The 25348-nt window shown below is 69.9% G+C and carries 20 protein-coding genes; 11 read left to right on the top strand and 9 right to left on the bottom strand.

All coding sequences use genetic code 11. The annotated features are described in order from the left end of the window. Positions 1–14 precede the first annotated feature (14 nt). The 5 genes from D7W79_RS08080 to D7W79_RS08060 form a co-directional block, all read right to left on the bottom strand. On the bottom strand, positions 15–845 hold the full coding sequence (locus D7W79_RS08080) for a VgrG-related protein (RefSeq protein WP_147441843.1): 831 nt from the start codon (positions 843–845) through the stop codon (positions 15–17). 79 nt (positions 846–924) lie between these two features. Continuing rightward, positions 925–2424, bottom strand: a complete 1500-nt coding sequence (locus tag D7W79_RS08075; RefSeq protein ID WP_120524760.1) for a DUF4388 domain-containing protein — start codon at positions 2422–2424, stop codon at positions 925–927. A 24-nt stretch (positions 2425–2448) separates the two neighbouring features. Next, complete coding sequence (locus tag D7W79_RS08070) at positions 2449–4299, bottom strand: GGDEF domain-containing response regulator (RefSeq protein WP_120524759.1); 1851 nt, start codon at positions 4297–4299, stop codon at positions 2449–2451. 34 nt (positions 4300–4333) lie between these two features. Next, entirely contained in the window at positions 4334–5185 is an 852-nt protein-coding gene (gene dapF / locus D7W79_RS08065; RefSeq protein ID WP_120524758.1) for a diaminopimelate epimerase, read from the bottom strand. Between the two features lie 24 nt (positions 5186–5209). Continuing rightward, positions 5210–11920 carry a methyltransferase domain-containing protein gene (locus tag D7W79_RS08060; protein WP_120524757.1) on the bottom strand — a complete coding sequence of 2237 codons (6711 nt, stop codon included), beginning with the start codon at positions 11918–11920 and terminating at the stop codon, positions 5210–5212. 128 nt (positions 11921–12048) lie between these two features. On the opposite strand from D7W79_RS08060, the gene D7W79_RS08055 reads away from it, so the two are divergent. From D7W79_RS08055 to D7W79_RS08045, 3 genes are all read left to right on the top strand, one after another. Further along, positions 12049–12834: an IF-2 protein gene (locus D7W79_RS08055; protein ID WP_120524756.1), complete on the top strand. Its 786-nt coding sequence runs from the start codon at positions 12049–12051 to the stop codon at positions 12832–12834. A gap of 543 nt (positions 12835–13377) precedes the next feature. Then, the gene (locus D7W79_RS08050; protein WP_120524769.1) at positions 13378–15735 is read left to right on the top strand and encodes a ribonucleoside-diphosphate reductase subunit alpha; all 2358 of its coding nucleotides are present in this window, start codon (positions 13378–13380) and stop codon (positions 15733–15735) included. Positions 15736–15799: 64 nt separating this feature from the next. Further along, the gene (locus D7W79_RS08045; protein WP_120524755.1) at positions 15800–16810 is read left to right on the top strand and encodes a ribonucleotide-diphosphate reductase subunit beta; all 1011 of its coding nucleotides are present in this window, start codon (positions 15800–15802) and stop codon (positions 16808–16810) included. Between the two features lie 74 nt (positions 16811–16884). Here D7W79_RS08045 and aqpZ read toward each other — a convergent pair whose 3' ends face one another. From aqpZ to D7W79_RS08025, 4 genes are all read right to left on the bottom strand, one after another. After that, positions 16885–17712, bottom strand: a complete 828-nt coding sequence (aqpZ, locus tag D7W79_RS08040; protein ID WP_120524754.1) for an aquaporin Z — start codon at positions 17710–17712, stop codon at positions 16885–16887. A 141-nt stretch (positions 17713–17853) separates the two neighbouring features. After that, on the bottom strand, positions 17854–18390 hold the full coding sequence (gene hpt / locus D7W79_RS08035) for a hypoxanthine phosphoribosyltransferase (RefSeq protein ID WP_120524753.1): 537 nt from the start codon (positions 18388–18390) through the stop codon (positions 17854–17856). A gap of 12 nt (positions 18391–18402) precedes the next feature. Beyond that, positions 18403–19218, bottom strand: a complete 816-nt coding sequence (locus D7W79_RS08030) for a uracil phosphoribosyltransferase (RefSeq protein ID WP_120524752.1) — start codon at positions 19216–19218, stop codon at positions 18403–18405. Between the two features lie 39 nt (positions 19219–19257). Then, positions 19258–19857 carry a thymidine kinase gene (locus D7W79_RS08025; protein ID WP_120524751.1) on the bottom strand — a complete coding sequence of 200 codons (600 nt, stop codon included), beginning with the start codon at positions 19855–19857 and terminating at the stop codon, positions 19258–19260. 197 nt (positions 19858–20054) lie between these two features. Between D7W79_RS08025 and D7W79_RS08020 the strand changes: the two genes are divergently transcribed. The 8 genes from D7W79_RS08020 to rplI all read left to right on the top strand — a co-directional run bounded on the left by D7W79_RS08020 (position 20055) and on the right by rplI (position 25121). Then, positions 20055–20426 carry a DUF5658 family protein gene (locus D7W79_RS08020; protein ID WP_120524750.1) on the top strand — a complete coding sequence of 124 codons (372 nt, stop codon included), beginning with the start codon at positions 20055–20057 and terminating at the stop codon, positions 20424–20426. A 116-nt stretch (positions 20427–20542) separates the two neighbouring features. Continuing rightward, entirely contained in the window at positions 20543–20842 is a 300-nt protein-coding gene (gene spoVG, locus D7W79_RS08015) for a septation regulator SpoVG (protein ID WP_120524749.1), read from the top strand. A 42-nt stretch (positions 20843–20884) separates the two neighbouring features. Next, positions 20885–21838, top strand: a complete 954-nt coding sequence (locus D7W79_RS08010; RefSeq protein ID WP_120524748.1) for a ribose-phosphate pyrophosphokinase — start codon at positions 20885–20887, stop codon at positions 21836–21838. A 224-nt stretch (positions 21839–22062) separates the two neighbouring features. Further along, positions 22063–22755, top strand: coding sequence for a 50S ribosomal protein L25/general stress protein Ctc (locus tag D7W79_RS08005; protein WP_120524747.1), 693 nt, complete (start codon positions 22063–22065; stop codon positions 22753–22755). A 114-nt stretch (positions 22756–22869) separates the two neighbouring features. Beyond that, positions 22870–23445, top strand: a complete 576-nt coding sequence (gene pth / locus D7W79_RS08000; protein WP_120524746.1) for an aminoacyl-tRNA hydrolase — start codon at positions 22870–22872, stop codon at positions 23443–23445. Positions 23446–23709: 264 nt separating this feature from the next. Then, the gene (gene rpsF / locus D7W79_RS07995) at positions 23710–24189 is read left to right on the top strand and encodes a 30S ribosomal protein S6 (protein WP_120524745.1); all 480 of its coding nucleotides are present in this window, start codon (positions 23710–23712) and stop codon (positions 24187–24189) included. A 50-nt stretch (positions 24190–24239) separates the two neighbouring features. After that, positions 24240–24647 (top strand): 30S ribosomal protein S18, encoded by a 408-nt coding sequence (gene rpsR / locus D7W79_RS07990; protein ID WP_120524744.1) that lies wholly within the window; start codon positions 24240–24242, stop codon positions 24645–24647. 30 nt (positions 24648–24677) lie between these two features. Next, complete coding sequence (rplI, locus tag D7W79_RS07985; protein ID WP_120524743.1) at positions 24678–25121, top strand: 50S ribosomal protein L9; 444 nt, start codon at positions 24678–24680, stop codon at positions 25119–25121. Positions 25122–25348 lie beyond the last annotated feature (227 nt).

Here is a 25348-nt window from a genome sequence, read left to right as displayed (position 1 = left end):
GGCGCCGTCAGGGATTACTTCTGGGTGCTTCGCAAGTCCACGAGCGCGTCCGCGAGCTCGCGCTTGTAGCGATTGGAGATGGACGCCTTCATCCCGGCATCCAGAGCCTTGTTCTGATTCACATACTTCGTGCGAGCCGCATAGACGGTGCGAAGCATCTCTTCATCCCCCATCTTGCTGACATCCCTGCCCTTGAGCGCCCCCTGGATGACCTCGGCTGCCTTTCCATGCTGGATGGACATGGACCACACCATGTCGTTGACGGCCTTGGAGCGTTTGCTCAAGTCGAGATTCGGAACGGAGCTCTCCACGGCTGCCTTCACGGGCATGAACCACTTCTGCGCCGCAGCGTAGTGCTGGGCTTCATAGAACTGCTTGGGTTGCTCCTTGGCGAGCTTCTGCCATGCGGCATCGAACCCAGGCGAACCCGGCTTGTGCGCGGCCAGGGCGTTGTACTGGTCTGGATACTTGTCCTTGATGGTCTTCATGAACAGGTCCAGCCCCCCCTTCTTGGACGCGAACTGGTAGGCGCCGTAGGACTTGCCACCCGGGTCCCTCGGGGTCGACTTGGAGATGGTGTCGATGTTCCCCTCGTTCTTGCGGCTGAGGGAGCCGAGATCCGCGATGCCGAATCGTCCGTCACTGCTCACTTCATTCGGCTTGCCTGTCTGCGTTTGAGGCCTGACGAACAGGTCCTGGTTGAAGCCCAGGTCCACCCTCGGCCTTGGCGCGGCCTCTGGCTTCGGCTGACTCGCCAATGGATTGGGGTTGGAAACCCTGGCGGGAGCAGCCGCCGTGGAGGGCAGCAGACGCGCCAGGCCGCCGAGAACGCCATTGAGTCCCATCGCGCTTCCCCCTCTTGCTCGCAGTGTGCCCTGCGAAGCCTGCCACACCTGCCAACCCAGAATAAAGGGTTGGGTCGCGTCAGTGAGGCGTCACGGACGCGCGCTGCACCTGCGTGACGCCGGGCAGCGTGGGTGCGGGGTTGAGCGCCTGGACCAGCATGGCGCGCAGGGCCTCCGTGAGATCTTCACCCGGCGCGCTCACGCCCGCTGGAGCGCCCTGCAACGGCGCGGGAATCTCCGTGCCCACCACCACCAGCGGGATGCGGACCTCCCAGGCGAGGTAATGCGCCAGCCGCACCGCGGGCTCCGAGTTGTCCATCAAGAGCGCGCCAATGGCCCCCGCGCTGAACGGACGCCACAGCGGGCGCGCGGCCTCCGCGGGCGGCAGCACGCAGAAGTCCACGTTCAGCACGTCGCTCAGCTCCAGACGCCCCAGCGTCCCGAAGCCGCTCTTCACCGCGGTGGGATCCGCCGACATCGCCTCCAGCCCGGGCACCCTCGCCAGGATGCGCCGCGCCGCGGACGAACCACTGCCGCAGACGAACACCTTCGCCGTCGCCACCTTCGCCAGCGTCCGCGTGCGAAGCAGGCGCCCGCGCAGCGCGTGCACCTCCGCCGCGCCGATGAGGTCGCCACCGCCCAGGTTCTGGCCTTCGCTCTCCGTGGGCCGCGCCACGCCCTTCTGGAGCAGCGTGGACAGCACGCCCAACACCTCCATGTCCGTGGCGGGTGCCAGGTCCAGCACCTCGCCCAGCGCGCGAGGCTGACGCAGCAACTCCATCACCTGCGCCGTCACCGGGTGCTGCTCCTCGGACAGGTCCACCTCCGGCGCCAGCATCAGCCGCGTGTGGCGCGGCGGCAGGCCCGGCAGCAGGCGGTTCACCTCGTCCGACTGGCGCATGCCCTCCAGGAGCGCGTCGTCCATCGCGCGGTTGATGCGCGGACGCGCGGCGCTGGTGCCCGGGGTGAACGTGAAGTTGCCCTCCGTCCACGACAGGAGCCGGAACAGCGCCTTCTCCCCTTCCACCCTCCCGAGCCGCGCGTTCACGGTGCGGCCGTCCGAGACGGTGATCTCCCCGCGCTCCGAGCCACGCTCCAGCGCCAGGCGCCCGTTGCGCTTGTTCATGCCGAGAATCTGCATGAGGTCCGGGATGCTCAGCTGGCTGAGCGACCCTTCAATCTCCTGCTGCTCGCTCTTGAGGTCCTTGGCCGCTTCGTTGCGCCGGAAGATGTGCTCGATGCGGCTGAGCACCTCGTCCAGGTTGAACGGCTTGCGCAGCGTTCCGTCCCGCATGCCCCGCGCCCGGTCCGAGTCCAGGCTGGACGTCGTGAGCACCACCGGGATGTCTTCCGTGCGCGGGTTGGTGCGCAGGATCTGCACGAACGTGCGCGCGTCCAGCAGCCGGCACGCCTCGTCGAAGAGCGTCAGGTCCGGGTGCCGGAGCACCGCGACCTCCAGGGCCCGCGAGCCATCCGGCGCGTAGTGCACCTGATAGCCCTTCGTGCGCAGCGCCCGCGACAGGGCACGCACCGAGTCGAGGTCGGGGTCGGCGATGAGGATCTTCCGCACCTGGGCCAAGGTCGCTTGCTCCGCTTCGTGACGTCAGTAGGGCTGCAGGTCGTATTCGGCCTGCAGCTTGGAGATGAGCCCGTCCACCACCGCGGTGTCCGAGGTGTGGAAGCCCCACGTCGCGCCCCGCCCCCGCCGCTGGATGAGCGCATACGACGCGCTCTCCGACAGCCAGAGGATGAACTCGTGGCGCGCCACCCGTTCGTCGCCTTCCAGGAACACCGGCGTGAGCGCCGCGTGCGACTCCAAATCCACGCGCCGGCCCAGCAGGTAGATGCGCGAGGACAGGTCCGGCGGCGCCTGCTCCAGCCCCACCGCCAGCGGCAGGTCCGCGCGGATCTCCGGGCCCCCCACGTACAGAAGCCCGCGCGAGCCCGGGTCGCGCACCAGCTCCCGGGCGATCTCCACCTGGAGCTCGTCGAAGAGCACGTCCGCCACCTTGCCCCGGCGGCTGGGTTCGGCGCGGTCGTCCGTGGGCAGGCGCGGGCTGTTGGGCGTGCCCAGCAGCAGGTCCACCTCGTCCCAGAACGGCAGCCCGTCCAGCATCAGCCGGCGCTGGAGCGACGCGCGGCGTTCGTCCATGCGGCGGCGGCAGCGGTGCACCAGCTCGTCGAAGTCCTCCCCGTCCTTGGGGAACGTGCTGGCGCCGCCCACGAGCGCGAGCGGCAGGCGCTGCTCCACGTCCTGCACGTCCGGCTCGTCGCGCACGGCGGCCACGGCGCGGCGCACGAACATCATCGCGCCGAAGAAGTCCGTCTCCGGAAGGAGGAGGTAGAACTCCTGGTCGCTCGCCTTCGCGATGACGTCCGAGTCGCGGATGATCTTGCTCAGCGCCTTGATGATGCCGCGCACCGCCTTCTTCGCGTCCTGGGCGCCCAGGCGCACGCGCACCAGCGGCAGGTTGTCGATGCTGAACGTCAGCAGCGAGAACGTGCGGCCGTACCTGCGCGCCTTGTAGATCTCCTTGGACGCGTAGTCGGTGAAGTAGCTGAGGTTGTACGCGGCGGTGTCGCGGTCGCGCAGGCCCAGGCGCTGGAGCGCCATCAGCTTGCGGCCGTTCTTCACGCCCACCGCGGCGAAGTCCGCCAGCACCTTCGCGTCGCGCGTGTGCTCCGTGCGGAAGTCGCCGGTGAGCGGATCCGACAGCTGCGCCAGGCCCATCACCTCGCCCGCGGCCACCAGCGGCACGTACAGCACCGGGGAGCGCTCGTCGCGCGCGAGCCACGGAGCGGCCTCGCGCAGGCGCAGGGACAGCGGCCCCTCCGGGCTCATCTTCTCCGGCAGGAACTGCTTGTCGAGTAGGCCCCGGTACGAGCGCAGCGCCAGGTCTCCCCGGTCGTCCACCACCCACAGCGCGGCGCTCTGCGCGTCGCACACCGCGCCCAGGTCCGCGATGACGCGCTCCTGGAGCCACTCCAGGTCCGGATGGGAGAGCAACTCCAGGCAGCGCTGCTGGAGGTTGTGGAAGCGGGCGAACTCCAGGTTCTCGTCCTGGAGCCGCGCGCGCTCGTGGCGCAGCTGGGCGCGCTCCATGGCGCGGTCCACCGCGAGCAGCAGGTCCGCCTCTTCGATGGGCTTGGTGAGGCAGTCCGCCACGCCCAGGCGCAGCGCGACCTCCGAGCCCTGCACGTCGTCGCGCGTGCTGACGAGGATGACCTCCTGCTCGGGGTCGCGTTCGCGCAGGCGCGCGGTGAGCGCGAAGCCGTCCACGCCGGGCATCACCACGTCGGTGAGCACCAGGTCGAACGTCGCCCGGGCTACCTCTTCCAGGGCGAGGGTCGCGTTCTCCACCGCCACCACGCGGTGCCCGCGCCGCGACAGCAGGTCCGTGGCGAGGTTTCGGAAGAACAGGTCGTCGTCGACGACGAGGATGGGACCGGCCACGGCGCTCGGGGGGCGAAGGGAGGAAAACCGAAGGTTATCGGGCCCTTGGAAGCGCTACAACGCCTTCGAAGACGAAGGCCACCGGGCCCCGGAGCCGGATGTCGGACAGGTCGCCCGGAACGCGGATGCGCAGGTCGCCGCCCGGCAGGGTGACGCGCAGCCAGGCATTCGAGGGCAGGCGCTTGGCCAGCACCGCCGCCACCGCGGACGCGCACGCGCCTGTGCCGCACGCCTGGGTGAGGCCGCAGCCGCGCTCCCAGACGACGACGGTGAGGCCGTCCTCCTCCACGCGGACGAACTCCACGTTGGTGCGGTCCGGGAAGGCCGGGTGGCGCTCCAGGGCGGGGCCCAGGCGCTCGGCGGCCTCCAGGGGCTGGTCCAGGAGCACCAGGTGCGGGTTGCCCATGTTCACCGCGGTGCCGAGCAGGCCTTCGTGGCCGGGCACCGGGGCGTTCACGAAAGGCTGTCCTGTCGTACCGGAGGGCAGGTTCGCGGCCACCAGCCGGGCCGGGCCCATGGAGATGTCCACGCCTACCACGCCGCCGTCGCCATAGCCGGGCTCGCAGGTGAGCACGCCCGCCCCCGTCTCCACGTCGATGAGCGCGGGGTGCTGGCCGGACTGGTCCACCAGATACTTCACCGCACAGCGCAGGCCGTTGCCGCACATCTCCGCGATGCTGCCGTCGGCGTTGTGGACGACCATGCGGGCAAGGCCCCGGGACGACGGGAGGATGGAGAGCACCCCGTCCGCGCCGATGCCCCGGCGCCGGTCGCAGAGCCAGCGGGACTGCTCCGCGTCGATGTCCGCGCCCGTGCGGCGGCGGTCCAGGACGACGAAGTCGTTACCGAGCCCGTGGTACTTGAAGATGCGTTCGCTTGCGTCCACGGGGGGAAGTGTAGACGGCGGCGTTTATTCGCGCTCGCCGACCTTCTTGGGCGCGGACGGAACGTCCAGGGCGGGCATTGCGCGGCGTGAAGCCCCGGGCGCGGCGGGGGCGCTGGAGCGGCGCAGCTCGGCCAGTTCGGCCTCCCGGGCGGCGAGCTGGTCCTGCATCTTCTCCACGTGGGCCTGGAGGACCTCCATCTCCGCGGCCATCTCCAGGACGTCCTCCGGGGGCGGCGCGGCGGAGGTCTTCGCCTCCTCCAGGGCCTGGACCAGCGTCTCGCGTTCGGTTTCGAGCGCTTCCAGCCGGGCCTGCTGTTCGCGGATCCGCGCGGCGAGCTGGTCGCGTTCAGCGCGCTCGGCGTCCAGGATGCGCACGGCATCCGCGGCGGCGGTCTCCAGGGAGTTGGCGCGGCCTTCCAGGCGGACGCGGGCGGCGCGGGCGACCGTGAGGTCCGACTGGAGGCGCTCGCGTTCGGAGGCCATGGCGGTGCGCTCGGCGTCAGCGCGGCGGGCCTGGGCTTCGGCGTCGGCTGCGGCCTGGGTCAGGGCGGCGACGCGGGACTCCAGCGCGGCCTGCTCGGTCCGAGCGTCCTCCAGCGCGGCGGCGAGGCGGACCTCCAGGGCGGCGAGGGATTCGCGGGTCTGTTCGGCGGACTGGCTGAGGCGGGCTTCGAGTTCGGCCTGCGCCGTCGCGGCGCGCGCCTCGGCTTCCGCCAGGCTGGCGTCGCGTTCGGCGTTCGCGGAGTCCGCCTGGGCGGTGAGGTCCGCGAGGCGCGCTTCGAGTTCAGCCCGCTCCGCGGCGGCCCGGGCGCTGACGTCCGCGAGCTGAGCCTCGATGGAGGACTTCTCCTCGCGGGCCTGTTCGGCGAGTTCGGCGAGGCGCGCTTCGAGTTCGGCCCGATCCGTGCCGGCCTGGGCGGTGGCTTCCGCGAGCCGCACTTCCAGTTCGGCCTTCTCCGTCGCGGCCTGAGCGAGCGTTTCGGTGAGGCGCGTTTCGAGTTCGGCCTTATCCGTTCCGGCGTTGGCGAGGAGTTCGTTGAGGCGCGTCTCCAGCTCGGCCTTCTCCAGGCTGGCCCTCGCGAGGGCCTCGTTGAGCCGAAGCTCCAACGTCGCCTTGTCCGTGCCGGCGCTCGTGAGCGCTTCGGTGAGCCGCAGCTCCAGCTCCGCCTGCTCGGTGCCGGCCTGCGAGGACACTTCCGCGAGGCGCACCTCCAGCGTGGCCTTCTCGGTGGTGACGCTCGTGAGCCGGGCTTCCAATTCGGCCCGCTCCTGCTCCGCGCGCGCGGTGAGATCCGTGAGCCGGGCCGTCTCCGCGCGCGCGGCTTCCAGTTCGGCGCGCAGGCCTTCCAGCGATGCCTCCAGGTTCGTGGCCTTGCCCGCGAAGCGGCGCGCGGTTTCGAGCTGCACCACGAGCACCTCCGCATGTTCGCGCGTCGCGGCGAGCCGGTCGCTGGCATCCACCAACTCCGCTTCCAGCCGGCCGACCTGCTGGCTCCGCTCATGCAGCGCGGCGTGCGCCCGTTGCAGTTCTGATCCCAGGCGCAGCAGCTCCTGGTGCGCGGCGCCCAACCGGGCCGTCTCCGCGCGCAGGGCCGTCAACTCCTGCTCCTTCAAGCCCAGTTGCTCGCGCAGCTCGTCCAGGTCCTGCTGCTGACGCTCGGTCCGCGAGAGCGCGCCTTCCAGCTGCGCTTCCATGGAGACCCGCAGGGCACCGGCCTCGCGCAGCTCCTGTTCGCGTGCCGCCAGGGACTCCGTGAGACGCGCCGCCCGTGCTTCGGCCTCGCGTGCCGCGTCCTGCGACTGCGAGCCCGCGGCGAGACGGGCCTCCGCCTGCGCGAGCGAATCCTCCAGCGCGCTGAGGTTCGCCGTCTCGGCGGCAAGCCTGAACTCGACCTCCGTCAAGGAGGCTTCCAACCCGACACGGCGTGACGTCTCGGAGGCGGAGCGCTTCTCTGCTTCCGCGAGCGCCTGCTCCAACGTGGAGACGCGGGACTCCGCTTCCTTCAGCGAGGCTTCCAGCTCGGAGCGGCGCGCGGACTCGGCGGCAATCGTGGCCTCCGCCGTGGCGATGGACGCCTCCAGTTCCGAGCGGCGCGTGGACTCCGTGGACTGCCGGGATTCGACCTCCGCGAGCGACGCTTCGAGTGCGGCACGGCGGGTGGACTCGCTGGCCTGCCGGGACTCTGCTTCCGCAAGCGCCGCTTCCAGTTCGGAGCGCCGCGTGGACTCCGCGACAAGCCGGGCCTCGGCCTCCGTCAGGGACTGTTCCAGCGAAGCCAGGCGCGCGGACCCGGCGGCATGACGGGAGTCCGCCTCCGACAGGGACTGCTCCAGCGAAGCCAGGCGTGCGGACTCGGCGGCGTGACGGGCGTCCGCCTCCGCCAGGGATTGCTCCAGCGAGAGCACTCGCGTGGTCTCGGTCGCGAGACGGGCCTCGGCCTCCGCGAGGGCCTGCTGCATCGCGGGGAGGCGTGCGGCCTCCTCGGTGTAGCGGGACTCGGTGTCCGACAGCGACGCTTCCAGCGCGGTACGGCGGGCTTCGACTTCCGCGAGCCGGGCCTGGACAGCGGCCTGTGCATGCTCCGCTTCGGACAGGCGCTCCCGCTGCGCCGTGAACTCCGCGCGCAGGGTCTCCAGCTCCGAGCGGAGCGCGGCCTCGTCCTTCGCGCGCGACTCGCGGTCGCGAGCCTCCTGCGTGCGGGCGTCGTCCAGCGAGGACAGCGCCTCCACCTCCGACCGCCGCGCCTCGGTGAGCTCCGCGCGCAGCTCGCGCACCGTCGCGTCCTGGGCCGACTGCGCCTGCTTCGCGTCCGCCAGCGCGGCACGGGCCTCTTCCAGCTCCCGAGCGTACGCACGCGCCTCTTCCTGCGCCGTCGCCTGCGACTGTCGCAGCTCCAGCAACGCGGCTTCGTTCGTGCGCTGCGCTTCGGTGAAGGCGGCCTGGACCTCCGAAAGGGTCTGGCGCGTGTGCTCGAACGAGGCCTCGGTGGACAGCCGCGCGGCACGTGCCGCCGACAGGTCCGCTTCGAGCTGGGTCCGGGCCTCCTGCGCCGAAACCCGCGACGCATCCAGCGCCGAGGCCGAGTCCTGCTGGAGCTGGGCGAACGACGCTTCCAGCCGGGCCCGTTGCGCGCGCTCCTCTTCCAGGACGGTGCGAGCCACGCCCAGCGCGGCATCCAGCCGCAGCCGGTCCGACTCCAGCGCGCTCTGCGCCTCGTTCCACGAGGACTCGGAGCCTTCCAGCCGGGCGCGCAGGGCCCGCTCGGCGTCGAGCGACTCCTGCAGGTTCGCGAGCGCCACCTGCGCGCGGGCCTGCTGCTCGCGCTCCGACAACAGCTGCGCCTGGGTGTCGGCGAGCAGCGCCTCCCAGCGAGCCCCCCGCTCCTGTTCGGTGGTCAGCGACTCGCGAGCCGCGTCGAGCTCCGCCTGCACCGAGGCCCGGGCCTTCTGCTCCCGCGACAGGTCCTCCTGGATGAGCGCCGCCAGGGCTTCCGAGTCGGTCAGCTCCTGCCGCAGCGTGCGGAGCGTTGCCTCCAGCTCCGTGTTCCGCGCCTCGGCGGCCTCGCGGGCCTGGTTCGACTCCGCGAGCCGGGCTCCGTGTTCCCACACCTCACGGGCCAGGGTGTCCCGGGCCTCCGAACGCACTTGTTCGACCGCGGCCTCCAGGGCTTCCGAGGCACGCGCCTCCGCCGCCACGAGCCGGGCCTCCGCCTCGGCACGGACATCGGAGAGCACCTGTTCCGTCTGGCCGCTCGACTCGGCACGGGCTTCCGCGAGTGCACGGGCCGCGCGGGCTTCGGCTTCCTCCAACCGTCGGGCGAGGACCGCGTCGGCTTCGGCACGAACCTCGGCGAGCATCCGCGCCGCGCGGAGTTCGGCTTCCTCCAGCTGCCGGACCCGCTCGGCCTCGGCCTCGGCGCGGGCATCCTCCAGCGCCTGGATCCGCTGGGCCTCGGCCTCGGCACGCGCGTCCACGAGCGCTTGCGCCGCACGGGCCTCGACGTCCGCCAGGTGTCGGCTCCGTTGAGCGGAGGCGCTGGCACGCACCTCGGCAAGAGCCTGCTCCCGCCGGCTCTCCGCTTCCGCCAGGGCCGCATCCCGCTCGGCCGCCGCGTCCGCCAACGCCTTCGCCAGCAGCGCGTCCGCATCGGCCCGCGCTTGAGTCAGGGCCTGCGCCGCTTCCGTCAACGCGCGTTCGACACGGGCATCCGCGTCGGCCCGGACTTCGGTCAGAGCCTGCGCGGCCTCCGCCATCGCGCGCTCGACACGTGCATCCGCGTCGGCCCGGGCTGCATCCAGTGCCTGCGAGACCTCCGCCGTCGCACGCTCGACACGCGCATCCGCATCAGCCCGGGCGGCATCCAGTGCCTGCGCCGCTGCTCGCGCCTCCGCCAACGCACGCTCGACACGCGCATCCGCATCAGCCCGGTTCGCCTCCAGCGCCTGCGCCGCTTCTCGAGCTTCCGCCAACGCACGCTCGACACGCGCATCCGTGTCGGACCGGTTCGCCTCCAGCGCCTGCGCGGCCTCTCGAGCCTCCGCCAACGCGCGCTCGACGCGAGCATCCGCGTCAGCCCGGGCCGTCTCCAGCGCCTGCGCGGCCCGTACCTCCTCCTGCTCACGGGCCTCCGCCAGCGCACGCTCGGCAAGGCCCCGCGCCTCCTCCAGCGCCTGCGCGAGCCGAGCCTCCTCCTGCTCACGGGCCTCCGCCAGCGCACGCTCAGCAAGGCCCCGCGCCTCCTCCAGCGCCTGTGCGAGCCGAGCCTCCTCCTGCTCACGGGCCTCCGCCAGCGCGCGCTCAAAGCGAGCACGCGCCTCCTCCAGCCGCGCCTCCTCCTGCTCGCGGGCCTCCGCCAGCGCACGTTCCTGCCGCGAATCCGCGTCGGAGTGCGCGGCGGCCAGCGCGTTCGTCACCCGCTCGTCGGCTTCCGCGCGGGCCTGGGCCAGCGCCTCCTCCAACCGTGCCTGCGCCTGGGCCCGCTCCGCATCGATGGCCTGCACAAGCGCGGCCTCCACCCGGACGCGCTCCGTCTCCGCCGCCGCCAGCCGCTGCCCCGCCGTGTGCTGGGCGGACTCGACCCGCTTCTGCTCCGCCTCCAGCGCCTCCAAGCGCAGCCCGGCCGCGTGGAGTTCCTCCTCCAGCCGCGCTGCCAGTGCCCGCGCCGCCGACTCGGACTGCGCGCGCCCTTCCAGCTCCTGCCGCAGCCGGCCTTCCGCCTCGCGTGCCGCGGTGAGCTCCGTCTCCAGGCCGCGCAGCAGCGCCTCGCGCTCCGAGAGCCGGGCCTCCGCGTGCTTGCGCGCCCCTTCGGCGGAATGCATCCGCTGCTGGGCCTCCGCGAGCTCCCGGCGAGCGCGCGCCAGCTCCGCCTCCTTCACCGGCACCGCGTCGCCCGCCGTCCGCGCGGACTCCTGCGCGCGCGCCAGCTCCGCCTTCAGGTGCTCCACCGCCGCGAGCGCCGTCGAATACTGCTCCGCGATGCGCAGCTCCCGCTCGCGAGCCGCCTCCGCCTGCCGGCGCCGATCCTCGGCCCCGTCCTGCGCACGCTCCGCCGCCAGCCGGTCCCGCTCACGGTCGATACGCAGCGAGCCCAGCTCGTCCTGCAGCGTGCGCAGCTCCGTGTACGCCTGCGTCAGCCGCTCGCGCGCCTCGTCCAGCGTCGCCGCCGTCTCCTCGCGCCGCGCCCGCTCCAGCCGCACCGACTCCTGCGCGGCCAGCACCTGCACGCCCGCCTCCGCCTGCGCCCGCTGCGCCGCCTCCACCTCCAGGCGCTGCGCCGCCAGCCGCCGGTCCGCGTCCGCGATGCGCTCCGTCGCGACCTGCAACTCCAGCTCGCGACGGCGCAGCCGGCTGCTCAGGTCGTCCCGCTCGCGCGCGGACTCCACCGTGCCCCGTGCCTGCTCCAGCTGCGCGGTCAGCCGCGCCATGTCCTGCCGCGCGCCCTCCAGCGCCGGCTTGAGCGCGACCACCTCCGCCTCGCGGTCGCCAATCTCCGCGCGCAGCTTGGACACCGCCTCCTTCAGCCGCCCCGCCCGCTCCTCCCACGTCTTCGCCCGGGCGGCGACTTCATCCAGCTTGCCGCGCGTGAAGGCCAGCGGCTCCGGCGGCAGCTGCACCCACGTGGGGTCCACCACCCGCGCCGGCTCCAGGCCCGCCATCACCACGAAGTACGCCGCCTCGCTGTGCCGCACGAGCGAGCCGTCCACCTGCAGGCCTTCGCCCTTCTCGAACGCGAGCTGGTAGCCCAGCACCGGCGACTGCGTGGCCACCTCCACATGCGGGAAGTGCGCGGTCAGCGCGTCCAGGAGCTGCCCGTACGTGGGCGGCACCGCCTCTTCCGGCTCCAGCAGCTGCGGCAGCGCCAGCCCCGCGATGTTGCGCAGGCCGCCCACCAGGAAGCCCTGCCGGGCCACCAGCCGCGCCAGCTCCGCCAGGAGCTCCGGCGCGCGCACGTAGGGCGCCAGGTCCGTCACCAGCACCAGGTCGAAGCTGCCCGCCTCCAGGTCGTCATAGACGTTGGCGCGGAAGCGCAGCTGCGGGTGCGCATGGGCCTTCTGCGCCGCCTCCACCGCCGCCACGTCCGCGTCGCACGCCACCACGGTGCGAGCACCCCGCTCGACGAGAAAGCGCGCGCTCTCGCCGCCCGTGGAGGCCACGGCGTCGACCTCCAGCACGCGACGGCGCGCGAACAGGCTCTCCGCGAAGATGTAGCGGGGCAGCAGTTCGCTGGGCCCCATGCGACGAAAGGTGGGTTGCAAATGATGTTCCCGAGGGGGCGAGAACTGTAGCGTTGGAGTCCCAGAAGACCCAATTTCAGGGCCAGACCCTCACGGGCCCACGCCCGACCGACCGGAGAGCAGGCGACATGACCACCCATTCACCGCAGGGATTCGGCTACCGGGCCCGTCGCACCTTCACCCGGCTGCTCGTCTTCCTCGTCATCCTGGGCCTGGGTGGCGGCGTCGTCTTCCTCCTGGGCCAGCTCAACGCCCGCACCTTCACCGTCGTGCAGGAGAACGGCGAACTGGTGGTGATGAAGGGGCGCGCCCTGCCCACGGGCGCCGCCGCCTACCGCCCCGGCGACCCGCGCCTCGCGGACGCCTACGCCCCGCTCCCCCTGGAGGGCCAGGACGTCACCCTGCTTTCGCAGCAGAAGTTCACCGACCGCGACGACCTGGACCGCGCCCTCTTCCCCCTCCTGGAGAACCTGGCCCGCCCGCGCATCGCGTCCGGCGAGCCCGCCAAGGTGGAGCGCGGCCTCTACTACCTGCGCCGGGCGGAGAAGCTCGCCGGCATCACGGAGGAGCAGCGCAGAAGCCTCCAGTCCATGCTCACCGACGTCGCCTTCTACCAGGCCCGCCAGAAGCTGGAGGACGCCCGCCGCCTCGTGTCCGAAGGGCTGGCCCAGCTCAAGCTCGCCGCGGAGACGGAGAACCGCCACGCCCGCGCCGCCAACCAGATGCTCACCACCGTGGGCCCCACCGCCCGCAACCTGGAAGAGGCCCTGCGCCGCGCCGTCCACACCGAGAGCGCCCCGGACAACAGCCCTGTAGCACCGGCGCCCCAGCAGCCCGCTCCGTCACCTTCGGGTGACGCTTCCGCGCAGCCCCCGGCCGCCGCCCCAACCCCCGACGCGGGCAACGCGCCCTGATCTTGGGGGGTTGGATGACCCCATGAAAAAGACGGTCGCGAACGCACTTTTCCGGCCATGTAAATGTCGGCCGGAAGACGCCCGGAAGAGTGTCGTTGAGTGATCATAGATTGCAATGATCGATCCGACCCCGGCGGCAGGTTTACACAGGATCTAGCGTTGACACACTGGAGGACCCCCCATAGCTTGGGTTCGCCGGTTGCTCGCCCCCCATCACGGGGGGTGCGTTCCTGGACCCTGGAGGCGGCAGTGGTTTTCTTGCGAAATACCCACTTCCGCCATACACCCAACTACATGTCGGGTCGTTGTTGCCAGACCCTCGGGTCCTGATCGGAAAGTAGTCCCTCCCAGTCATCTCCGAAGCCGTCACCCACAGGGGCCGTCCGCCCTGATGGCTACGCCATTGCCTTGCCCGGAAGTGAGACGCCCGTGACCGTCCAGACGCCCTTCAAGCCGAACGCCGTCGCCTCGCCGCCCCCCGACTCCGCCACCGTGGCGCCCGCCACGCAGGCCGCGTCGGCGCCCGGCGACTTCGCCACCACCATGCGGGTGAAGAAGCGCAACGGCACGGCGGAGCCGGTGGACCTCAACAAGATCGTCCGCGCGGTGGGCAAGTCCTGCGTGGGCCTGTCGCGCGTGGACGTGATGCGCGTGGCCACCAAGACCATCAGCGGCCTGTACGACGGCGCCACCACGCGCGAACTGGACAGCCTGTCCATCCAGACCGCCGCGGCCCTCATCGTGGAGGAGCCCGAGTACGCCCGGCTCTCCGCGCGCCTGCTGTCCACCTTCATCCAGAAGGAGGTCAGCAACCAGGACATCCAGTCCTTCAGCCAGTCCGTCGCCGCCGGCCACAAGCACGGCCTCATCGCGGACCGCCTGCTCACCTTCGTCCAGGCCAACGCGCGCAAGCTCAACGCCGCCATCGACCCGGTCCGCAACGACCTGTTCGAGTACTTCGGCCTGCGCACCGTCTACGACCGCTACCTGCTCAAGAACCCGCAGACGCGCGAAGTCATCGAAACGCCGCAGGACTTCTTCCTGCGCGTGGCGTGCGCCCTGTCCGGCGACAACGCGCGCGAGGCCATCGAGCTCTACCGCCTGTTCAGCTCGCTGGAGTACCTGCCCAGCTCCCCCACCCTGTTCAACTCCGGCACGCGCCACGAGCAGCTCTCCAGCTGCTTCCTGCTGGACTCGCCGGCGGATGAGCTGGACGCCATCTACAAGAAGTACTCGGACATCGCGATGCTGTCGAAGTTCTCCGGCGGCATCGGCGTGGCGTACCACCGCGTGCGCGCGCGCGGCTCGCTGATCAAGTCCACCAACGGCCACTCCAACGGCATCGTCCCGTGGCTCAAGACGCTGGACGCGTCCGTGGCGGCGGTGAACCAGGGCGGCAAGCGCAAGGGCGCGTGCTGCGTGTACCTGGAGACGTGGCACGCGGACATCGAGGACTTCCTCGAGCTGCGTGACAACACCGGCGACGAGGCCCGCCGCGCGCACAACCTCAACCTGGCCAACTGGGTGCCGGACCTCTTCATGCGCCGCGTGGAGGCGGACCAGGAGTGGAGCCTCTTCGACCCGAAGACGACGCCCCACCTCACCGACCTCTTCGGAGAGGCCTTCGAGAAGGCCTACGCGGAGGCCGAAGCGCAGGGTCTGGCCGTGCGCAAGGTGAAGGCGCGCGACCTGTACGCCCGGATGATGAAGGTGCTGGCCCAGACGGGCAACGGCTGGATGACCTTCAAGGACATCTGCAACCGCAAGAGCAACCAGACGGGCCAGCCGGGCAACGTCATCCACCTGTCCAACCTCTGCACGGAGATTCTGGAGGTCACGAGCCAGGGTGAGACGGCGGTGTGCAACCTGGGCTCGCTCAACCTGGGCCGCATGGTGAAGGACGGGAAGTTCGACTTCGACCTGCTGCGCTCCAACGCGATGCTCGCGCTCAAGCAGTTGGACCGCGTCATCGACCTCAACTACTACCCCATCACGACCGCCGCGGACTCCAACCGCCGCTGGCGCCCGGTGGGCCTGGGCCTGATGGGCCTCCAGGACGTCTTCTTCCAGCTGCGCCTGCCCTTCGACTCCGTCGAGGCGCGCAACCTGTCCAAGAAGATTTCCGAGGAGATCTACTACGCGGCGCTCGTCACCTCCTCCGACCTGGCGGAGCAGTTCGGCGCGCACCCCTCCTTCCCGGAGACGCGCGCGGCCAAGGGCGAGCTTCAGTTCGACAGCTGGGGCATCGTCCCGGAGGACACGCTGCGCTGGGACGCGCTGCGCTCGCGCATCATGAAGGTGGGCCTGCGCAACTCGCTGATGATCGCCATCGCGCCCACGGCCACCATCGCGTCCATCGCCGGCTGCTACGAGTGCATCGAGCCGCAGGTGTCCAACCTCTTCAAGCGTGAGACGCTGTCCGGTGACTTCCTCCAGGTGAACCGCTACCTGGTGCGCGACCTGCAGCAGCTGGGCCTGTGGAACGAGGCCACGCGCAACCGCATCAAGCTGGCCGAAGGCAGCGTGCAGGACCTCACGGAGCTGCCGGAGGAGCTGCGCGCCATCTACCGCACCGCGTGGGAGGTCCCCATGCGCTCGCTGCTGGACATGGGCGCGGACCGCGGCGCCTTCATCGACCAGAGCCAGTCGCTCAACCTCTTCGTGGAGACGCCCAACATCGGGAAGCTGTCCTCGATGTACTTCTACGCGTGGCAGAAGGGGCTGAAGACCACCTACTACCTGCGCTCGCGCCCGGCGACCCGCATCGCCAAGGCCACCGTGGGCCAGGGCGGCCCGACGATTACGGCCGCGGCCGCGCCGGTGTCGCAGGTCGTGACCGCGGAGGCCGAAGCGGTGGCGTGCTCGCTGGAGAACCCCGAGGCGTGCGAGGCCTGCCAGTAGTCACGCGGGTGGGCGCCGTACCCCTGCTGTCCCCTGTCGTCGTGAGTAAGGGAGTGCCGAAGCAATGCTGCTCGATCCGGGAATGAACCTGACGCTGCGCCCCATGGCGTATCCCGTCTTCTTCGAGATGTACCGCAACGCCATCAAGAACACCTGGACGGTGGAGGAGATCGACTTCTCCACAGACCTGGTGGACCTGCGCTCGAAGATGACGGACGCGGAGCGTCACCTCATCCACCGGCTGGTGGCCTTCTTCGCCACGGGCGACTCCATCGTCGGCAACAACCTGGTGCTCAACCTCTACAAGCACCTGAACGCGCCCGAAGCGCGCATGTACCTGTCGCGCCAGCTGTACGAGGAGGCGCTGCACGTCCAGTTCTACCTGACGCTGCTGGACAGCTACGTGCCGGACCCGGCGGAGCGCGCCAAGGCCTTCGCGGCGGTGGACAACATCCCGTCCATCCAGCGCAAGGCGCGCTTCTGCGTGAAGTGGATGGACAGCATCCAGGCGCTGGACCAGGTCCGCTCCAAGTCGGACCGCCGCCAGTTCATGCTGAACCTCATCTGCTTCGCGGGCTGCATCGAGGGCCTCTTCTTCTTCGCGGCCTTCGCGTACGTGTACTTCCTGCGCAGCAAGGGGCTGCTGAACGGCCTGGCCGCGGGCACCAACTGGGTGTTCCGCGACGAGTCCGCCCACATGACCTTCGCCTTCGAGGCCATCAAGACGGCGCGCAAGGAGGAGCCGGACCTCTTCGACGCGAGCCTGGAGAAGGACGTCGTGCAGATGATGCGCGACGCGGTGGAGTGCGAGACGCAGTTCGCCCAGGACCTCTTGAGCGGCGGCGTGATGGGCCTGTCCGTGCAGGAGATGCGCGGCTACCTGGAGTACGTGGCCGACCAGCGCCTCCAGATGCTGGGCATGTCCCCCATCTTCCACACGAAGAACCCGCTGCACTTCATGGACCTGCAGGACGTCCAGGAACTCACCAACTTCTTCGAGCGCCGCGTGTCGTCCTACCAGGTGGGCGTGGGCGTGGGCGCCGCCAACGACGTCGTCTTCGACGCCGCCTTCTAGGCCCCTCCCCTGCCGTGACACTCGAGGCCGTGCCCCGCGAACAAGCGAGGCACGGCCTTCGTGCTTCCAGCGCCCTAGACGGGGTGCTCCACGTCACGCCGGCCCGTTACGCGTTCGCGGCGCTCGTCCTCCAGGGCCTGCTCCGCGCGCGTGGCGGTGATCTGCACCGCCGGCCGGTGCACCAGCCGGTACACCGCGGACGCGAAGGCCGCGCCCAGAAGCGGCGCGATGATGAACATCCACAGCTGGCGCAGGGCGTCGCCTCCGGCGAACAGGGCCGGGCCCAGGCTGCGCGCCGGGTTCACCGACGTGTTGGTGATGGGAATGCCCACCAGGTGGATGAGCGTCAGCACCAGGCCGATGGCCAGCCCCGCGAAGCCCACCGGCGCTCGCGAGTCCGTGGCTCCCAGCACCGTCAGCACCAGCAGGAAGCTGAGCGCCACCTCCGCGAGGAAGGCCGCCCCGCCGCCGTAGCCCTCCGGCGACGCCGCGCCGTAGCCGTTGCTCCCCAGCCCCTCCGCGCCCGCGGAGTAGCCGCCCGGCATGCCCTTCGCGATGAGCAGCACCACGCCCGCCGCGATGATGGCGCCCACGCACTGCGCGATGACGTAGCCAGCCACGTGGCGCTTGTCGAACTTGCCCGCCATCAGCAGGCCCACCGTCACCGCCGGGTTCACGTGGCAGCCGGAGATGGGGCCCACCGTGTAGACCATGGCCAGCAGCGACAGGCCGAAGGCGAACGACACCCCCAGGAAGCCGATGCGGTCACCCGCCAGCACCGCCGCCCCGACGCCGCCGAGCACCAGCACGAACGTGCCGACGGCCTCCGCCAGGTACTTCTGCATCGCCTCCCCGCCCGCGGTCGTCGTCGTCCGGGGGACCCTCGCGTTCCCGTCTCGCATGCCCACGACTCCTCCGTGTCCAGAGGAGAGGCTGTGCATGCGTGCCCCCCGCGACGCACGAAGGCCCTGCACACGGCCGCCTTGCGGCGCGTGGACAGGGCCCTCGCCATCTCAAATCCCCCACCCCGCGGGGTGGGACGATCAGGCGTGCTTCCAGATGCCGATGAACGGCAGGTTCCGGTACTTCTCGCCGTAGTCCAGGCCGTACCCGACGACGAACTTGTCCTCGATGACGAAGCCCTTGTAGTCGATGTTCACCTTCGTCTTGGCCCGCGCGGGCTTCTCCAGGAGCGAGCAGATCTTCACCGACGCGGGGTGGCGCGCCTGGAGGTTCTCCAGCAGGAAGCTCATGGTGAGCCCCGTGTCGATGATGTCCTCGATGATGAGCAGGTGCTTGCCCGCCATCGGCTTGGACACGTCCGTGGTGATGCGCACCTCGCCCGTGGACTCCGTGCCACCGTGGTAGCTGGCCACGCCCAGGAACTCGAGCGTGAGCGGCAAATCAATGGCTCGCGCCAGGTCGATGGCGAAGAACGCGGAGCCCTTGAGCACGCAGATGAGCGTCAGCTCCTTGCCCTGGTAGTCGCGGGTAATCTGGGCGCCCAGCTCCTTCACGCGCGCCTGCACGGCCTCCTCGGAGATGAGGACGCCGACATCCTTCTCGTGGAACGTCGTCACCGGGTGCTCCCTCTACACGTAGGCGTTGTTCATGATCTCCCCGAAGCCGCCGCCGCCGGGGACGATGTACTGCCGGTCATCCAGCCCCCGCTCCTTCTCCCAGAGCAGGCCCGGCGCGGTGCCGAACACCTCCGGAGGGGACAGGCCGCGGTCCAGCCGGAGCGCGTAGATGATGACGTCCGGGTGCTCCGTCGTCATCCGGCGCAGGTACTCCGGCGTGACGATGAGGTTGAGCGTGATGATGCGCCGGGCCTTCCCGGGCACCTTCGTCTTGTACAGGGTGATGGCCGTGGACAGGCTGCCACCCGTGGCCCCCATGGGGTCCGGGAACAGCACGAACGCGTCGTCCACGTCCCCGCCAATCTTCGCGCCGCCAATCTCCGAGCCCACCACCGCCTGGGCCGCGTCAATCATCCGGCTCATGATGATGTGGTCCTGGCGCACCAGGGACGGATCCACCGTGAAGTTGAGCAGGTCGTACGTCACCTGCGACGGCAGCGTGCCCGCCCGCGCGATGTTCACCGTCACCACGCGCAGCTGCGGGTCCACCACCTCGCCCTGGTAGATGCCCAGGGGCGTGGAGTCGATCATGCGGGTGGGAATCGTCACCATCTTGCGCGGGAACTCCGCGTTGATGACCGTCTTCACCAGGTCCGCGTAGAGCTGCTCCACCAGCCGGTTGATCTGCGGCTGGAGCGTGCCCTTGGCGCAGAGCGTGGCCAGCTGGGAGAGGAGAAACGGATTTCCCACCAGATGGACGTTGGGCCCATAGTGGTGGGTCATCTCGTTCAACTTGAACGGCACGTTCGCGTAGAGGGTGTCGCGCATCGGAATGAGGCTCCCGCGCCGGTCGAGGCGGCTTCTCGTTCAGTCGAACAGCTTCAGCGTCTGCGGAGGGCTCGCCTCCGCGGGTTCCGCCACGTGACACTTGCGGCAGCGCGGCTCGTAGGCACCGGCCGCGCCCACCACCACCCGCTCCTCGCTGCCAATGATGCGCTGCGAACGGTTGGCCGGGTTCCCGCACACCGCGCAGATGGCCAGCTCCTTCGTCACGTACTCCGCCACCGCCATCAGCTGCGGCATCGGTTCGAAGGGGCGCCCCTGGTAGTCCTGGTCCAGCCCCGCGCAGATGACGCGGATGCCCCGCTGGGCGAGCGCCTCGCACACCTGCACCACCTCGCCGCCCAGGAACTGCACCTCGTCGATGCCCACCACCTGCGTGTCGGGGGACAGGTGCCGGAAAATTTCTTCAGCCCTCTCGATGGGGAGGGACGTCAATTTCAACTGGGAATGGCTCACCACCTGCGTGTCGTCATAGCGGGTGTCGATGCGCGGCTTGAACACACGCACCTTCTGCCGGCCGTACAGCGCGCGCTTGACGCGGCGGATCAACTCCTCCGTCTTGCCGGAGAACATCGAGCCGCAGATGACCTCTATCCACCCGATATCTTTGGGGAATTGATGCAAGGGACACTCGTCGGGAAGGGCGGAAGCGGGGCCAATCTCGGCGACGCTCCCCTTCCCGTCAATTTCGTTTCCGGCGGCGCAAGCCCCCCACCCGCGCCGCCTGCCCGCCTGCCTCCAGGAAGACCCGCAAGTCCTGGCAAGGGATTTGAATAGCCCTACCCCCGGGTAGCACGGACGGGAACCTTCGGGGGTGGCGAGTGGCGGCGACGGCGAACGAGGTGCAGGGCGGGAGTTGGGCGCAGCAGGCTTCTTTCTACATGTCACCGGCGTCGGTGGCGCTGCTGATGCTGAACCTGATGGACGGGCTCTTCACCCTGCTCTTCCTCCAGCTGGGGGTGGCGGAGGAGCTCAACCCGGTGATGCGCGTGGCGTACGAGCAGTCCCCGCTGCTCTTCATGTTCTCCAAGCTGCTCATCGTGAACGCGGGGCTGTGCCTGCTGTGCCTGCACCGCCGGCTCAAGGCCAGCCGCTTCGCCATCCGCGCGGGCGCCGTCGTCTACGCCATCATCGTCGTCTACCACCTGGCGTTCCTCGCCCACCTGGTGAGTCACTGGCCCTTCGGGGCATAGGGGCTGCGGGGGCAGTGAACGGTCCCCAGCGCGACAGGTAGGGGGTGCTTGCTTTTCACCTCCGGTCTGTCCCAGGCTTCCCCGTAGCTCCGATCTTCCAGTGTTCGGGGGGGGACATGAACATCACCGACGTCCGGGTGTTTCCGGTCGAAGAGGACAAACTCAAGGCGTACGTCACCATCACCCTGGATCACTGCTTCGTCGTGCGCGACTTGAAGGTGATCCATGGCTCCACCGGGCTCTTCATCGCGATGCCCGCGAAAAAACGGAAGGACGGGACCTACAAGGACATCGCCCATCCGTTGAACGCGGACACGCGCAGCCAGATGGAGCGGGTCATCCTCATCGAGTACGAGAAACACCTTCACCAGACGCAGAACGGGACGCTCGTCCCCGTGGCTGCGGAACTCGACTAACGAACTTCCCTTCGGGGCTCGCACGGGTTAGTCAGCGCCCCCATGCAGCCGTCGCGTGACTTCAAGGTGTTCGCCGGGAACTCCAACCCGGCGTTGGCGCAGCGCATCTGCGAGTACCTCCAGCGTCCCCTGGGCCAGGCGACGGTGGACACGTTCTCAGACGGGGAGATCCACGTCGAGATCGGCGAGAACGTGCGTGGACAGGACGTGTTCATCGTCCAGTCCACGTGCCCGCCGACGAACCACCACCTGATGGAGCTGCTCATCATGTGCGACGCCCTCAAGCGGGCGAGCGCCGGCTCCATCACGGCCGTGATGCCGTACTACGGCTACGCGCGGCAGGACCGGAAGGTGGCGGCCCGCACGCCCATCACCGCCAAGCTGGTGGCGGACATGCTGGAGGTCGCGGGGGTCAACAGGGTGGTGTCCATGGACATGCACGCCGGTCAGATCCAGGGCTTCTTCAACATGCCCTCGGACCACCTCTACGGCTCGCCGGTGTTCCTGGAGGACATCCGCAAGCGCTTCCCGGAGTCGAGCGAGCTGGTCATCGTCAGCCCGGACGCCGGCGGCGTGGAGCGCGCGCGCGCCTACTCCAAGCGGCTGAACACGGGGCTGGCCATCATCGACAAGCGCCGCCCGCGCCCCAACGCCTCGGAGGTGATGAACCTCATCGGCGACGTGAAGGGCAAGGACGCCATCCTGGTGGACGACATGGTGGACACCGCGGGCACGCTCGCGCAGGCGGCCGCGGCGCTGAAGGACAAGGGCGCGCGCCGGGTGGTCGCGTACGCGGTGCACCCCATCCTGTCCGGCCCCGCCATCCAGCGCATCACCGACTCCGTCCTGGAGGAGGTCGTCTTCACGGACACGGTGCCCCTGGCGGCCAACGCCAAGGCGTGCCCGAAGATCCGCGCCCTGCAGACGGACGCCCTCTTCGGCGAGGCCATCGCGCGCATCCACCGCGCGGACTCGCTGAGCTCGCTGTTCGTCTGAAAGCCGTCCTTTGCCTGTCCGGACGTCTCCAGGCAAAGGGCCGCCTGGAGGCCGGGCGGCTTGACGAAGGACCCCGGGGGCTGGCATGTCCGGCCCCCTCCACCGGTTCAACGGGCCTCAGTACGGCCCGGGCGCCGTCTTCGGGGCCCACCATGGGGGTGGGATGCCGAGGGCGCCCGACGGACCGGTGAACACCGCCGTACCCCACTGAAAAGAGATTTCCCATGGCCACCGACAAGAGCACCCTCGAAGCGCAGGCCCGTGAAGGTTCCGGCAAGGGCGTTGCCCGCCGCCTGCGCTCCTCCGGCCAGGTTCCCGCCGTCGTCTACGGCAAGCACCTGAAGGCGCCGCTGCACATCTCCGTGGACCCGAAGGCCATCCGCACGGCCATCAACACCCCGCACAAGCTGAACACGCTCATCCAGCTGAAGCTGGCGGGCAATGATCAGCAGGTCCTCCTGAAGGACTACCAGATGGACCCGCTCACCCGGGACATCCTGCACGCGGACTTCATCGCCGTGAACGAGAAGGAGCAGGTCAAGGTGAACCTGCCCGTCGTGCTGACCGGCAAGGCCGCGGGCGTGGCGGACGGTGGTCTGCTCACGCAGATCCGCCGCAACCTGGAGGTCTGGGCGCTCCCGGGTGCCATCCCCCTCCAGATTGAGGTGGACGTCACCAACCTGAAGATCGCGGAAGCCATCCACGTGAACGACGTGAAGCTCCCCGAGGGCGTGTCCGTGAAGACGCACGTCAACTACACCATCGCGGTCCTCTCCGCGCCGGAAGCGGCGGAGGCGGCTCCGGCGGCGGCGGCGGCGGCGGCTGCCCCCGCGGCGGCGGCGAAGGCGGGCGACGCGAAGGCGGCCGACGCCAAGGCCCCCGCGGCGGCCGCGGCCAAGGCCCCGGCGAAGAAGTAGTCCTCTTCCGCCGTTCGGTGTCTCTTCGCGGGGCGGGCCTCTTCCAGGGCCTGCCCCGCTGTCTTTTTCCCGGGCGTGGGCCCCTTCGAGCCCCGCCCTCCTCCGGAGCCGTCCATGAAGCTCATCTGCGGGCTGGGCAACCCCGGGCGCGAATACGAGCGCCACCGCCACAACGTCGGGTTCATGGTGGTGGACGCCCTGCTGGCGCGCGCCCGCGCGGAGCTCACCCAGGACAAGTTCCAGGCGCGGGTGGGCCAGGGAAGCCTGGGCGGCGAGCGCATCCTCTTCGTGGAGCCGCAGACGTACATGAACCTGTCCGGCCGCTCCGTGGCGGAGGCCGCGCGCTTCTACAAGGTCGCGGTCCAGGACGTGCTGGTGGTGCACGACGAGCTGGACCTGCCCTTTGGCCGGCTGCAGCTCAAGGCGGGCGGCGGCGCGGGCGGGCACAACGGCCTCAAGAGCATGGTGCAGTGCCTGGGCGAGGACGCCTTCATCCGCGTACGGGTGGGCATTGGCAAGCCGGAAGGCCCCAACGCCAAGGAGCGCGTGGCGGGCTACGTGCTGTCCAACTTCGACGACGGCGAGCGCCGCCAGTTGGAGGAGCTCATCGGCAAGGCGGCGGACATGGCGGAGAGCTGGGTGCGCGACGGGCTGGCCACGGCGATGAACCGCCACAACCGCAAGGCCTGAAGCGGCGGGACGGCCGCTCGCCCCCTTCCCTCCGCTTGACTTTCCAGGAGGGGTCCTCTTAGAAGCCCCTTCCCCCGAAGTGTGTCCCACGCTTGCTGGGGGATGTTCTTTCAAAGCTTCCCGTGTTCACGCACGGGCCAAGGCGCGATGGTGACGGGCGCGCGAGAGGATTTCCCGTCCCCGGTGGTGGCCTTCGAGGGTCACCGGCCGTTTCCCCGCTCCCCGGATGGTCCGGGGGGCACTCGACCCCAAGGGGAGAGAAACATGGCAGAGACGCAGGCCGCCAAGCGGCTTCGTGAGTACGAGACCATCTTCCTGGTCAAGCCGGACCTCACCGACGACAACGTGGACAAGCTCAAGGAGCGCGTCCGCGGCATCGTTTCGCGCGAGGGTGGCAAGGTCCTCCGCTTCACGGTGTGGGGGAAGAAGAAGACGCTGTTCCCCGTGGCCAAGCAGCCGCGCGCCATCTACGTCCACACGAGCTTCCTGGGTGACGGCAAGCTGGTGGCGGAGATCGAGCGCAACCTGCGCAACCTCGACGAGGTCACCCGCTACATCTCCGTGAAGATCGCGGACGAGGTGGACCCCGAGTCCCGTCCGGTCCTCGAGGACCTGAAGCTGGCCGGCGACGTCGAGGAGACCCGTCCGGGCGCTCCCGCCGAGCGCGAGGGTGGCGGCTTCCGGAGCGAGGCGCCGGAGTTCGCGGCTGTCGATTCGGAAGAGGACTCCGCGGAGGAGGCGTAAGCCTCCTCTGACGGGTCATTCCCCCAACCTTCCAGGAAACGAGAACGTTCATGAGCAACGGCATGGATAGCAAGCAGGGCGCGGGCGCTTCCCGCGGCCCCGGTGGTGGCGGTGGCGGCTACGGCGGCGGTTCGCGCGGTGGCGACCGTGGCGGTGATCGCGGCGGTGACCGCGACCGTGGTGGTGATCGTGGCGACCGCGGCGGCATGGGCGGCGACGACGACAAGCGCGGTGGTCGTGGCTTCGGCCGCAAGAAGGTCTGCCGGTTCTGCGCGGAGAAGAACGCGTCGGTGGACTTCAAGGACCAGGCGACGCTGAAGTACTTCGTCACCGAGCGCGGCAAGATCATCCCCCGCCGCATCTCCGGTAACTGCGCGAAGCACCAGCGTGAGGTGGCGGTCGCCATCAAGCGCGCCCGCGGCATCGCGCTCCTCCCCTACAACGCGGTGGTCGGCTAGCCGCCGGTCCGCAACACAGGAGACAGAAACATGAAGGTCATTCTGCGTGAGGACATCGACAACCTCGGCAAGTCCGGCGAGCTCGTCACGGTGAAGGACGGCTTCGGCCGCAACTTCCTTCTGCCGCGCAAGAAGGCGGTCCTGGCCAGCGAGCAGAACATGCGCCAGCTGGAGCACGAGAAGTCCGTGCAGACCGCTCGCAACGCCAAGCTGAAGGGCGCTGCCGACGAGCAGGCCAAGAAGCTGGGCAACGTCAAGGTCACCATCAAGCGCAAGGTGGGCGAGCAGGACAAGCTGTTCGGCTCCGTCACGGTGCTGGACATCGCCGAGGCGCTGGCGTCCCAGGGTCAGCAGGTGGATCGCCGCCAGCTGCACCTGGCCGAGCCCATCAAGTCGCTGGGCAGCTACGACGTGGAGCTGCGCCTGCACCGCGAGGTGACGGCGAAGATCAAGGTCGACGTGGTGGCCGAGTAGTCCACCGCTTCACCTGGAGCGCTCCACGGCTCCAAGGCTTCACGGGAAGGGCCGTCCGGGCAACCGGGCGGCCCTTTTCGCGTCTGGAGGGGCCCGCGCGTCGCCGGGGAAGTCCGGCTGGCGCCGCACCGGGTCCGTTCCACGGCATCCGCGTGGAGGCGGAGGCCCGGGCGTGGGTACTTCAGCGGCGGACACCGCCTGGAGGTCCCCGCATGAACGCCTGTCTC

This window comes from Corallococcus exercitus, from assembly GCF_003611585.1.
Taxonomy (GTDB): domain Bacteria; phylum Myxococcota; class Myxococcia; order Myxococcales; family Myxococcaceae; genus Corallococcus; species Corallococcus exercitus.
The sequence above is the reverse complement of the archived record's forward strand: the minus strand, read 5'-3'. Positions and strand labels throughout refer to the sequence as shown.